The sequence below is a fragment of the Pseudoalteromonas sp. MEBiC 03607 genome (assembly GCF_004792295.1).
In the GTDB taxonomy this organism is placed as follows: domain Bacteria; phylum Pseudomonadota; class Gammaproteobacteria; order Enterobacterales; family Alteromonadaceae; genus Pseudoalteromonas; species Pseudoalteromonas lipolytica_C.
This window is the reverse complement of the sequence record NZ_SRRY01000001.1, coordinates 1,453,103-1,465,940: the sequence shown is the minus strand read 5'-3', so window position 1 is coordinate 1,465,940 and position 12,838 is coordinate 1,453,103. Positions and strand designations below refer to the sequence as shown.

Genomic DNA, 12,838 nt, shown 5'->3' with positions numbered 1-12,838 from the left:
TTCCTAGTTTAAGTTACACGCTTCAAGGCCCGATAAGCGCATACGCACTTCAAGCTCAGGTAATTGGCGAGGTTTAACACCCTCAAGGCCTTTCGCAAACGCCTTAATATGAGCCGGTGTGGTGCCGCAACAACCACCTACAATATTGATAAAGCCAGACTTGCCCCAATCAATAATTTCTTGGGCCATTTCAGGAGCTTCTAAATCATATTCGCCAAACTCGTTCGGTAAACCCGCATTTGGATGCACCGAGGTAAAGGTTTCACAAACGCGCGATAACTCTTCAACATACTGACGCAGTAAGTCAGGGCCAAGGGCGCAGTTAAGGCCAATTGATAGCGGTTTAATATGACGGATTGAGTTATAAAATGCTTCGGTGGTTTGTCCTGATAAAGTACGACCAGAGGCATCGGTAATGGTGCCTGAGATCATCACAGGCAAACTACGACCAGCTTGCTCGAATGCTTCTTCTACAGCGAACGAAGCCGCTTTAGCATTAAGGGTATCAAAGATGGTTTCTATTAAAATAAGATCAGCACCACCTTCCATTAATGCCAGTGTCGACTCAACATACGCCGCCACCAGCTTATCAAAGTTGATATTACGATAACCTGGGTCATTTACATCTGGTGAAATAGAACAGGTCTTTGACGTTGGCCCAAGTACACCGGCTACATAACGCGGTTTGCTAGGATCTTTTGCTTCAAGTTCATCACACACGCTGCGTGCAAGCTTCGCTGACTCGAGGTTGATTTCGCGACTAAGACTCGCCATATCATAATCTTCCATCGAAATAGTCGTGGCATTAAAAGTATTGGTTTCGATGATATCGGCACCGGCTTCTAAGTAAGCACGGTGAATATCAGCAATGATCTTTGGCTGAGTCAGGCTTAATAAGTCATTATTGCCTTTAATAAGTACATGCCAGTCTTTAAAGCGCTCACCGCGATAGTCTTGCTCTTCTAATTTATGTTCTTGGATCATGGTGCCCATCGCGCCATCGAGGATTAAAATTCGCTGTTTCAGCGCCTCGGTCAATTGTTCGCGTTTATTCACTGCATTACTCGGCATAGTTGTTAGTCCTTACGTCTTGGCTAACTAAGTTAATATCATACGGTGTAGTTTGGTACACATAATAGTTTAACCAATTCGAAAACAATAAAAAGGCATGACTTTGCCATGTTTTCGATGGTTCGTTATCAGGGTTATCATCTGGGAAATAATTTTCTGGTTTAGGTGCGTCTGCAGACTTCTCGCTATCACGCAGGTACTCTTCTTTTAAGGTATGCGCATCGTACTCTGGATGACCTGTAATATACACTTGGCTGCCAGACTTATTCTTAATTAAATAGGCACCAACTCGCTCAGAACCAGCTAACACCACCAAATCATCACAGGCAGTGATCTTATCAATATCAATATGACCATAGCGAGAGTGTGGCACTAAAAAGGTATCATCAAAGCCACGGGTGAGTGCTGCGTGGTCAAAATAGCTTTTGTGGGTAAATACACCACTTAACTTATTTGGTTTAAGTTCACGCTTAAGACCATAGTGGTGATAAAGCCCCGCATGGGCCGCCCAACACGAAAACAGCGTAGAGGTAACATGCTGCTCAGCCCAGTCTAAAATCACTTTAAGTTCATCCCAATAGACAACATCGTCATACTCTAAATGTGCAAGCGGCGCACCCGTGATGATCATGGCATCGTAGTTATTGTCTTTTACCTCAGAAAAATAACGATAAAACGTATCTAAGTGCTGCTCAGAGTTACTACTGCTGCGGTGGGTATCTAAGCGCAACAGCTCAACATTAACTTGTAGCGGTGAGTTAGCTAGTAAGCGAATAAACTGCACCTCGGTTTCTACTTTGTTTGGCATTAAGTTTAAGATGGCCAAACGCATTGGGCGAATCTCTTGCGTTTTCGCACGGCTTTTTGGCATTACAAACACGTTTTCCTGACGTAACTTTGCAATAGCTGGCAATTCATCTTTTACTGTAATGGGCATAGCGGGCTCCGAGCATACATATTAGAGTGCTAATTATGAACGGATAGTTAGAAATTTCAACCTCTAGATGTTTAGATGTCCAAATGAAGTGATATTTCTGAGTGGTCATTAATTAAAATGTATGACTCTTTGAGTAAATAACACCTTGATATTAAGCCTATCATAAACGCTGAATTCTGTATTTTGAGGTAGTTTGGGTATACAATACTTGCTGTTAATTTTTATTATAAATTGAAGGCTTCTTTCATGGTGTTACCAGACAAGTTTATATTCTCGATGAGTCGAGTATCTAAGGTTGTGCCACCTAAGCGCACTATCTTAAAAGATATTTCTTTACACTTTTTCCCAGGCGCAAAAATTGGTGTGCTAGGTCTAAACGGTGCAGGTAAATCGACGTTACTGCGCATTATGGCCGGTGTTGACCAAGACTTTGAAGGTGAAGCTCGCCCTCAACCAGGCACTAAAATCGGTTACTTACCGCAAGAACCGCAGCTAGACGAGAACAAAACAGTTCGCGAAACAGTAGAAGAAGCGGTAAGCGAAGTTAAAAATGCATTAAATCGCCTAGATGAAGTATACAACGAGTATGCAATGGACGGTGCAGACTTCGATGCGCTTGCTAAAGAGCAAGGTGAGCTTGAAGCTATCATCCAAGCACACGATGGTCACAATATTGATAACGTGTTAGAGCGTGCAGCTGATGCATTACGCCTACCACCTTGGGATGCAAAAATTGAACACCTTTCGGGTGGTGAGCGTCGCCGAGTTGCGATCTGCCGTTTACTACTTGAAAAACCAGATATGCTTATTCTTGACGAACCGACTAACCACTTAGACGCTGAGTCAGTTGCTTGGTTAGAACGCTTCTTACACGACTACGAAGGTACTGTGGTTGCTGTAACCCACGACCGTTACTTCTTAGATAACGTAGCAGGTTGGATTTTAGAGCTTGACCGTGGTGAAGGTATTCCTTGGGAAGGTAACTATTCATCGTGGCTTGAGCAAAAAGATTTACGTTTACAACAAGAACAGAAATCTGAAAAAGCACGTCAAAAATCAATCGCACAAGAACTTGAATGGGTTCGTTCAAACCCGAAAGGCCGTCAAGCTAAGTCTAAAGCACGTATGGCACAGTTCTCAGAGCTTCAACAAAATGATTACCAAAAGCGTAACGAAACGAATGAGCTATTCATTCCACCGGGTCCACGCTTAGGTGACCAAGTTATCGAAGTGAAAGGCCTGAAGAAGAGCTTTGGCGACCGCGTATTAATTGATGACTTAAACTTTGCAATGCCTAAAGGCGCTATCGTAGGTATTATCGGTGCCAATGGTGCAGGTAAATCAACGCTATTCAAAATGCTAAGCGGTGAAGAAAAGCCTGATAGCGGTGAGATCATTGTTGGTGAAACAGTAGAGCTTGCAACTGTTGATCAGTTCCGTGGCAACATGGACGAGAGCAACACTGTTTTCCAAGAAATCTCAAACGGACAAGACGTTTTGAAAATTGGTAACTTTGAATTCCCAAGCCGTGCCTATGTTGGCCGCTTTAACTTCAAAGGTAACGACCAACAAAAATTCGTTAAAGACCTATCTGGTGGTGAGCGCAACCGTTTACACCTAGCTAAGCTGTTAAAAGCTGGTGGTAACGTATTACTTCTGGATGAGCCAACCAATGACCTAGACGTTGAAACACTACGTGCACTTGAGAACGCTATTTTAGAGTTCCCTGGCTGTGTAATGTGTATCTCGCATGACCGTTGGTTCCTTGACCGTATTGCTACACATATTCTTGATTACCGTGACGAAGGCCAAATTAACTTCTTCGATGGTAACTACACAGAATACGAAGAGTGGTTGAAGAAAACCTTAGGCGCCGAAGCAGCACAACCTAAGCGTATCAAATACAAAAAAATTGGCTAATTAGCTGATATTAAAAAGCCCCTATTAAGGGGCTTTTCTATAACTATTAACTTTCATCAGTAATTATCAGCTGTTTTCTCTCATTCATTTCATATTGAACTATACTGTTTAGGCTAAAAAGTATGGAGAATAGAGACATGAATGAACGCAGAGAGTTTTCTAGGGTGCTATTTTCTTGCCCAGCTGTCCTTCATATAGAAGGTAACGACTATCACTGTCAGTTACTTGATTTATCATTACAAGGTGCACTTATCACTAAAAGTGATTCATTTTTAATACCTATCCATTCTAAAGCCGATTTAATTTTCACCCTACCCGAATCAAGTATTGAGATAAAAATGCAAGTTGAACTGTGTCATGTTGAACATCAGCATGCTGGGCTTCGCTGCGAACATATTGATATAGATAGTATTAGCCACCTTAAGCGACTCATTGAGCTAAACCTAGGTGATGAAGCTCTATTGCATCGAGAACTAGCGCATTTAATTCACGCTCCAGAGTAAACATCTGCTCAGAAATTCGCTATGCTGTAGCAAATTCAGCTATTCAATGAGCTATGCAGTTAAATCCCCATTTACCTTTGGTTTATCATCCTAATTATTCGTTTAGCTTCGATCCAAACCACCGCTTTGTAATGAGTAAGTTTGCTTATTTATATGAGCATGTGCAAAACCTTGGATTAATAAATGACAACCTAACTCAGCCGATGCTTGGCACGCCTGAACCCCTTGAGTTAGTACATTGTGAAAACTACATCCACGACCTTTGGCATAATCGTTTAGATGAAAAAGCGATGCGCCGCATAGGCTTACCTTGGTCAAAAGAGTTAATGGCACGTACCTTTACCGCCCCACTTGGCACCTTACAAACAGCACGCTTAGCGCTGAATCATGGCATCGCTTGTCACTTAGCCGGTGGCACTCATCATGCTCATACTGATTTTGGCTCAGGTTATTGCATGGTAAACGACCTCGCGTTCACCAGTGAAACCCTAATAAAAAGTGGTGATGTGACCAATATACTTATTTTTGACTTAGACGTTCATCAAGGTGATGGCACAGCGGCAATGCTCGCACATCAACCTTATGCTTATACCTGTTCGATTCACTGTGAAAAGAATTTTCCGTTTCGAAAATCGGCCAGCGATTTAGATATTGGTTTAGCACCGAATGTCGCTGATAGTGAATACCTAGGCGTTGTTGACGATACTCTGAGTTATTTATTGAACACCCTAAACCCAGATTTAGTGCTTTATGATGCAGGTGTTGATGTATGGCAGCAAGACGGTTTAGGTAAACTTGATATAAGCTGGCAAGGGATAGCGCAACGCGACCATTTAGTCCTCAAGCGTTGCCTTGAGAGCAATGTACCTGTCGCAACCGTAATTGGTGGTGGCTATGATAAAGACCATCGTCGCTTAGCGGCTCGTCATGGCATAGTAGTTGAGCAAGCTGCTCGTTTTTAATATCAGCAATGAAAAAAGGCCCGGGGAGAAAAAACCGAGCCTTTGCTACTGTAACATTGGGATATGTTAGCAACTTTTTTCTAAGTTAAAACAAGTAGCTGTGGAGCTACCGAATGGTAATCTAAAGCCATAGCAATGCTCAAAACCGTGATATTTACAATTGAAAAAGCAAACACTTGGCGCGCCCAGCCGCTAACATCAATATTGCGACGATAGCCACGAAGCGCCATTAGCAACCACCAAAAACTCGTTGTACAAGCTACAGCCATAAAGGCTAAACCTGTATAACCACTAATGGTTAATAACATCACAACCAACGCATACACGGCGATATATAAAACAATGTGATGCTTTGCCTTCTCGATCCCCTGCGCTACTGGTAACACAGGAATTCTGGCCGCTTGGTAGTCGTTATAACGAAAGATTGCAATTGCATATGAATGAGGCATTTGCCATAAACTAAACATGACCAATAAAATCACAGCACCAGCATCAAACTGCCCAGTTACGGCACAATACCCCACTACAGGTGGTACTGCGCCAGATAAACTTCCGACAAAGGTGCCGTACACAGAACGACGTTTCATATATAAGCTGTACACACCGACGTAAATGACGTAACCAAAAGTAGCAAATAAGAGTGCCACTACGTTGGTATACACAGCTAATAAACCGAAACCAATAACACCAAGCACGATGCCATGTGCCATAGCCGCCTTTGCTGACATTTCGCCAGTTACTGTGACGCGTTTGCGAGTGCGCGCCATAGCAACATCAATATCACGATCAATCACGTTATTGATCGCGCATCCTGATGCCACTACTAAAGATAACCCTAGCAAGGTTGCGATCATTAACCATGGGTCAATATCACCGCGAGAGGCTAGCAAGAATCCCCCCGCGACAGAGATCAAATTGCCCATGATAATGCCAGGTTTAGTGACATTTAAATAACGTCGAAACACTTCCTCGACTCCTCTAATTTTCAGCACAAACGCAATATTACGAAAGAAACTAGCTAGTAACAGACTGTAAGAACTGGAGACACAACCTCAAACTAACCAGCTCCTTTCGTAAATCTTTTTACCAATTACAAAGTAATTGTTATTAGTACATCATCATGGCGTTCGATTCGTAGATGATCCACACCGACAAACCAACCACCATCACGATAATTAAAGCACTAAAGATAAACGACAATGAACTTGCCTTGCCGTCTTCTGTTTTGAAGTTTAGGTGTAAGAAATATTTCAAATGCACCCAAATTTGCACAATCGCCATGCTCACGATGCACCATGCAGTGGTCGTTTTAGAAAACGAACCACTCATCACAGCCCAAAATGGAATAGCCGTTAAAACCACTGACAATACAAAACCAATTAAATAGTCTTTAACGCTGCCATGTGATTGCTCATTATGTGCATGAACTTCTAAGTTATTAATTACATGTGACTCACTGTGACTCATTACATTGCTCCCATTAAATAAACAACGGTAAATACACAGATCCACACCACATCTAAGAAGTGCCAGAATAGGCTTAAACAACTTAGGCGTGTCACTGTTTGTGGGTTTAAACCACGGCGCACAACTTCAATCATCAGGACAGTCATCCAAATAAGACCTGCTGTAACGTGAAGACCGTGTAAGCCCACCAAAGAGAAAAACGATGTTAAAAAGGCACTTTGCTGAGGGCCATTACCGTGCGCAATTAGGTGATGGAATTCATATACTTCCATACCAATAAACACAGCACCAAAGGCAAAGGTAACCAGCAACCAAGTTAACGTAGCCGCCTTTTTCTGCCCGTGAGCAGAGATCATCGCAAAACCAAAAGTGATACTACTGAGTAGTAGTGCTGCGGTTTCAACCGCAACAAAATCAAGTTCAAAAATGTCTTTACCCGACACACCGCCAGCGGTATTCATGAACAATACTGCATAAGTTGCAAAGAATGATGCAAACAACAGGCAGTCAGTCATAAGGTAAAGCCAGAAACCAAATACGGTGTTACCACCTGTATCGTGGTGCTCATGGTCATGTGCATCGACATGACCGTGTGCGCCGTTTAAGGTGTCGAGTCCTGCAGAAATGGTACTCATGCATTCACCTCCTTCGTAGCGGCTGTATTGTGAGCCGTTTCTAGTTCAAAAATTTCATCTGGTTGCACGTAGTAATCAACATCGCTGGTGTAACAACGTTTAATAAACACCACGATAGCACCCAGTAAACCAAATGCGGCAAGCCACCAAATGTGCCAGATCATGGCAAAACAGAAGGTTGTTAAAGCCGCGCTCATTAATACACCTGCCGATGTATTTTTTGGCATATGAATTGGGCTATAAGAGGCTTCTTGCTTGTAAGCTAAGCCTTTCTCTTTCATGTCTGTCCACGCATCGATGTCATCAACATGAGGGATTTTCGCAAAGTTGTAGTACTGCGGAGGTGAAGCAGATGCCCACTCAAGAGTATGACCATTCCACGGATCGCCCGTTGTATCATCAAGTTGCTCGCGGTTTTTGAAGCTCACTACAAGTTGCACAACTTGGAACAAGATACCGAACATAATGATTACCGCACCGCCAGCTGCAATGTATAACCAAATGTTCCAATCAGGGTTGTTCGTGTGGTTTAAGCGACGTGTCATACCTAAGAAACCAAGTACGTATAACGGCATAAATGCCACGAAGAAACCAATTAACCAGCACCAGAAAGATCTTCTGCCCCAGCTCTCGTCAAGTTTGAAGCCCATTGCTTTAGGGAACCAAAACGCAAAACCAGCTAAATAACCAAATACCGCACCACCAATGATGGTGTTATGGAAGTGAGCGATTAAGAATAAGCTGTTATGTAATACGTAGTCAGCACCAGGAATAGCAAGCAACACACCGGTCATACCACCGATAGTGAAAGTCACCATAAAGCCTAAAGTCCAAAGGACAGGCACAGTAATACGTAAACGACCACGATACATAGTGAATAACCAGTTAAACAACTTAACCCCGGTCGGCACCGCAATAACCATGGTCATAACACCAAAGAAGGCATTAACGTTAGCGCTTGAGCCCATCGTAAAGAAGTGGTGAAGCCAAACGATGAAACCTAAAATTGAAATTGCACCACTTGCGTAAACCATCGACTTATAACCAAACAGGCGTTTACCAGCAAACGTTGAGATAACTTCTGAGAAAATACCAAACGCAGGTAAGATCAGAATGTAAACTTCAGGGTGACCCCATGCCCAGAATAAGTTGATGTACATCATCGCGTTACCACCTAATTCATTCGTGAAGAAGTGGAAATCGAGATAACGATCAAGCGTCAGCATTGCCAGTACAGCAGTTAAAATTGGGAACGATGCTGCAATTAAGATATTTGCCCACGTACATGCCCAAGTAAAAATAGGCATTTTCATTAATGTCATGCCTGGTGCACGCATTTTAAATACAGTCGCTAAGAAGTTTACCGATGTTAATAAGGTACCCAAGCCGGATATCTGCAAGGCCCATATATAATAGTCGACCCCAACACCCGGACTGAATGACAACTCTGACAACGGTGGATACGCAACCCAACCTGTTTTAGCAAACTCACCGAAGAATAATGAGATATTGATTAGGATTGCACCGCCAGCAGTTAACCAAAAGCTAAGGTTATTTAAGAATGGGAATGCAACATCACGGGCACCAATTTGCAGCGGTAAAATGATGTTCATCAAACCAATCATAAACGGCATCGCCATAAAGATGATCATGATCACCCCGTGCGCCGTAAAGATTTGGTCATAGTGTTCTGGTGGTAAGTAACCACTTGCACCGCCGGTAGCCATTGCTAATTGCAGTCGCATCATAATGGCATCCGCGAAACCACGGAAAAGCATGATAAGCGCAAGAATGATGTACATCACACCTAAACGCTTATGGTCAATTGAGGTGATCCAGTCGTGCCAAATCACGCCCCACTTTTTATATTTTGTTACTAAGCCTGCTACTAACAGACCTAAGACAGCAACAACCGTCATGGTAACCATGATAATTGGTTCATGAAACGGGATTGCGTCTAATGTTAATTTACCTAACAACGACATGATTATTCCTCGTCCTCGCTGTGCTTTTTATGAGCTGAGTGCTCTGGCATAGCGTGTTGCATTGCACCGTGAGAGCCATGCGCTTGCATATATTTCATTACGATTGAATGGAACATATCTTTATCTACGCTGGCAAAGTATTTAACTGGGTCGTATTCACTTGGTTTTGCAAGTTCAACATAGCTTTGCTTAGTCAGTGCAGAACCGGTATTTTTTACTTTGTTTACCCAAGCATCGAAATCAGCTTCTGTGGCTGTTGCAATGGCATCGAACTTCATACCTGTGAAACCTGCACCACTGTAGTTAGCAGAGAAACCTTTAAAAGTACCCGGCTCATCAGCGATTAAGTGAAGCTTTGTTTCCATGCCTGCCATTGAATAAATTTGGCTACCAAGCTGTGGGATGAAAAACGAGTTCATGGTGCTTTCTGAGGTGATCTTGTACTGCACTGGCACATTGGCAGGAAAAACAAGCTCATTCACTGTGGCGATGCCTTGCTCTGGATAAATGAATAACCATTTCCAGTTCAAAGATACAACCTCAACAGTAAGGTGCTTACCTTTACCCTCAAGTGGTTTATATGGGTCAAGCTGTTGCGTTGACTGCCATGTGATCACACCTAAAATTGCAACGATAATGATAGGTATGGTCCAAACTACAGCTTCAATCTTATTAGAATGCGCCCACTTTGGAGCGTAAATTTCTTGATCTCGTCCATCACGGTATTTCCATGCAAAATAAATTGTCATGGCAATAACTGGAATTACAACGATCAGCATTAACACCGTAGCTACGATAATTAAATACTTCTCGTCGACACCAATTTGACCTTTTGGATCGAGTACCCCGCCTTTACAGCCAGACAAGGCCAGCACTAAAGACGCTAGAGCAATATTACAAAGGTTTCGAATTGACAAAGGAATATCCTACAACCTAAAAGTTAACACTTGTCGAAATAAGAACACGACGCTTTTCTGCAACAGATGCTACAGATATCCCTCGGCTGACTAGCGAGCACGACAAATCGGCACGCTAAAAAGTGAGGGAGTTTAGGTTGGCTGACTGAAATTTGGGCGTAAAAAACCCACTAGGTGCTTAGTAAAGACAACTTAGAAAACGACTAAAATGGCTGAACTTAAGCAACAAAGCTTATTTACAGACAACCACTTACACGAGGAGGAGCACGACAGCCATGAGCGCTGTGTACTACTAAAGACTTTATCGTTTCACGCGCAGCGAAGGCCGCTTTACGTAAAATGACACCTGCACGACGCGCAGGGAAGAAATGGAAGACCAACCAGCATAAACCAATAAGTAATTGGCAAGATACCACAGGGTAAGCTAAAAAACTCAACACATTAAGCAACGGTGTTTCGTATAAAGCACCTTCGCTTAATAAGCTTCTTAGCCCTTGAGCATCTTCTACTGTGCCGTTGATTAGCATGGCTGAATTAATCAGCAACAAGGCTAAAACTGACATTAGCTCTTTACCAGCAAAAAACGCACGCGCAGCCAACTGCAATCTAGCTAAGCTAGACTGTTTGACACCTTGTGACTGACTAATTGCTCGCAAAACTCACGCCTTTTTATCGCTTTTACTGCATTTTGGGTAAGCGGCTTACCCTATTTTTAAATGCGGTAACATGATCTTCATCAATAAAGTTTCAGTAATTACTGAAATTTCGATGTGGAGTATAACAAAGTCAACAGACGGTACAAGTAGAAATTAACAGCACAAGGTTAAGTGTTGTTTAGCTAATTGCTAATGAGCTGTAAAAAAAGCAATTTATCAAAGCTAAGTAGTTAAAATTAAAAGTGTATTTTATATAGCAAAAAGCAATGAATAAAAAGAAAATGACATATAAACAAGGATTAAACACACACTTACTCAGTAGCAATCAAAGCTTTAATACTGAACAAGGATTAGCCAAACCAGTTTAAATATAATATTCTACAAATCATCAAAACAAAGAATAAAAGAGATAATTATGCGTCAACATGCACTCGCAGCAGTCCTTTTAACATTAAGTACCAGTACACTCGCAAATACGATTGAAGACACCGTAGCGAGCGGCTTGAACAAACCTGCTATTTACTACGCCGATATAGAACCTTACTTAAAAAGCGCAGCAAAGCACTCAAGCGTTACACTAAAACAAATCGGCACCTCATTCCAAGGACAGGCACTTAATTCTCTTAAAATCGGCAACGGCCCAATCAAAGTGATGATGTGGAGCCAAATGCACGGCGACGAAAACACAGCAACTGCCGCGCTAATGGACTTTTTAAGCTTTATAACTGCCGATGAAAATGCAAAGTGGCTTACTAGCTGGCAGCAGAAAATAACCCTTCTCATCATCCCTATGGTTAATCCAGATGGCGCTGCAATGCAAACTCGTCATAATGCTCAAGGCATTGATTTAAATCGTGACGCTAAAGCTCTTCGCACAAAAGAAGGGCAAATACTCATGACTGTTGCAAATGAATTTAAACCTGACTTTGGCTTTAATTTACATGATCAAAATGCATATTACGGTGCAGGTAAAATGGGAAAACAAGCCACCATTTCAGTGCTAGCACCCGCCTATAATGAAGCAAGAGAAGTAAATAAAAGTCGTGGTGAGGCTATGCAGTTTATTGCCCATTTAGCCAAATCGGTTGAAACAATGATCCCAGGGCACTTAGGAAAGTACAACGACAGTTACTCTTTCCGCAGTTTTGGCGATACCTTTTCAGAAAAAGGGATCCGAACTATATTAATTGAATCAGGCGCTTACCCAAACGATCCAAACCGACAAATAGCCCGCAAGGTTAACCGTGTTTTATATAAGAATGCAATCGATTCGTTAACTACGGGAGCATGGAAAAACGCGAAAATAGCCCAGTACCACTCCATTCCATTTAACGCTAAAGACAATTGGGTCGACTTATTAATAGACGATGTAACAGTAAATAGTGAGCTAGGTGATTACCAGATAGATATTGCAGTCAATAACAAAGGACAGTCACCCATAATTAAAGAATTGGGTGATATAAGCAGTATCCGCCAAGGTTACACGAGTTTAGATGCAAGCAGCCTGAACTTTAAAGTAGGTAACAGCTTTGTTTTAAATGAGTCGTTAACGCTTACAGAAAGCAAATATAAAGAGCTTTTAATACAAGGGTATAGTTGCTTTTCTGGCGATATTAATATGCTAGAAAACGCCACAAATTGGCCAGTTTACGCATGCAAAAGTGTATTTACATCAATACCTTCACTTCATGCACCTGCCGCCTTTTTCTTACAAGCAAATGGCAAAAATAAGTACGCAGTCTTAGGGGCTGAGCTAATTAATTTAGATTAAACACGATTTAAAAA

At 42.1% G+C, this 12,838-nt stretch carries 12 protein-coding genes; 4 read left to right on the top strand and 8 right to left on the bottom strand.

Annotation, left to right across the window (positions count from 1 at the left end; all coding sequences use genetic code 11):
• Positions 1-3: 3 nt before the first annotated feature.
• Positions 4-1,071 carry a homocysteine S-methyltransferase family protein gene (locus E5N72_RS06670; protein ID WP_135923753.1) on the bottom strand — a complete coding sequence of 356 codons (1,068 nt, stop codon included), beginning with the start codon at positions 1,069-1,071 and terminating at the stop codon, positions 4-6.
• The gene (gene metA, locus E5N72_RS06665; protein ID WP_135923752.1) at positions 1,061-2,008 is read right to left on the bottom strand and encodes a homoserine O-succinyltransferase; all 948 of its coding nucleotides are present in this window, start codon (positions 2,006-2,008) and stop codon (positions 1,061-1,063) included. Before metA ends, E5N72_RS06670 begins: the two co-directional genes overlap by 11 nt.
• 246 nt (positions 2,009-2,254) lie before the next feature.
• Here metA and ettA point away from each other — a divergent pair, with 246 nt between their 5' ends.
• From ettA to E5N72_RS06650, 3 genes are all read left to right on the top strand, one after another.
• Positions 2,255-3,928: an energy-dependent translational throttle protein EttA gene (gene ettA, locus E5N72_RS06660; RefSeq protein ID WP_135923751.1), complete on the top strand. Its 1,674-nt coding sequence runs from the start codon at positions 2,255-2,257 to the stop codon at positions 3,926-3,928.
• 137 nt (positions 3,929-4,065) lie between these two features.
• Positions 4,066-4,431 carry a PilZ domain-containing protein gene (locus E5N72_RS06655; protein ID WP_135923750.1) on the top strand — a complete coding sequence of 122 codons (366 nt, stop codon included), beginning with the start codon at positions 4,066-4,068 and terminating at the stop codon, positions 4,429-4,431.
• A gap of 53 nt (positions 4,432-4,484) precedes the next feature.
• Complete coding sequence (locus E5N72_RS06650; protein ID WP_135923749.1) at positions 4,485-5,393, top strand: histone deacetylase; 909 nt, start codon at positions 4,485-4,487, stop codon at positions 5,391-5,393.
• A gap of 80 nt (positions 5,394-5,473) precedes the next feature.
• On the opposite strand, the gene cyoE is transcribed toward E5N72_RS06650, so the two are convergent.
• The 6 genes from cyoE to E5N72_RS06620 all read right to left on the bottom strand — a co-directional run bounded on the left by cyoE (position 5,474) and on the right by E5N72_RS06620 (position 11,053).
• Positions 5,474-6,358 carry a heme o synthase gene (gene cyoE, locus E5N72_RS06645; RefSeq protein WP_054554292.1) on the bottom strand — a complete coding sequence of 295 codons (885 nt, stop codon included), beginning with the start codon at positions 6,356-6,358 and terminating at the stop codon, positions 5,474-5,476.
• A 142-nt stretch (positions 6,359-6,500) separates the two neighbouring features.
• Positions 6,501-6,860, bottom strand: coding sequence for a cytochrome o ubiquinol oxidase subunit IV (gene cyoD, locus E5N72_RS06640; protein WP_135923748.1), 360 nt, complete (start codon positions 6,858-6,860; stop codon positions 6,501-6,503).
• Positions 6,860-7,495, bottom strand: coding sequence for a cytochrome o ubiquinol oxidase subunit III (cyoC, locus tag E5N72_RS06635; protein WP_054562296.1), 636 nt, complete (start codon positions 7,493-7,495; stop codon positions 6,860-6,862). Before cyoC ends, cyoD begins: the two co-directional genes overlap by 1 nt.
• The gene (gene cyoB, locus E5N72_RS06630; RefSeq protein ID WP_135923747.1) at positions 7,492-9,480 is read right to left on the bottom strand and encodes a cytochrome o ubiquinol oxidase subunit I; all 1,989 of its coding nucleotides are present in this window, start codon (positions 9,478-9,480) and stop codon (positions 7,492-7,494) included. Before cyoB ends, cyoC begins: the two co-directional genes overlap by 4 nt.
• Before the next feature lie 2 nt (positions 9,481-9,482).
• Entirely contained in the window at positions 9,483-10,397 is a 915-nt protein-coding gene (gene cyoA / locus E5N72_RS06625) for a ubiquinol oxidase subunit II (protein WP_135923746.1), read from the bottom strand.
• Between the two features lie 236 nt (positions 10,398-10,633).
• A complete protein-coding gene (locus E5N72_RS06620) occupies positions 10,634-11,053 on the bottom strand; it encodes a hypothetical protein (protein WP_135923745.1) in 420 nt (139 codons plus the stop codon).
• 415 nt (positions 11,054-11,468) lie between these two features.
• On the opposite strand from E5N72_RS06620, the gene E5N72_RS06615 reads away from it, so the two are divergent.
• Positions 11,469-12,824, top strand: a complete 1,356-nt coding sequence (locus tag E5N72_RS06615) for a M14 family zinc carboxypeptidase (protein ID WP_135923744.1) — start codon at positions 11,469-11,471, stop codon at positions 12,822-12,824.
• The last annotated feature ends 14 nt before the right edge of the window (positions 12,825-12,838 follow it).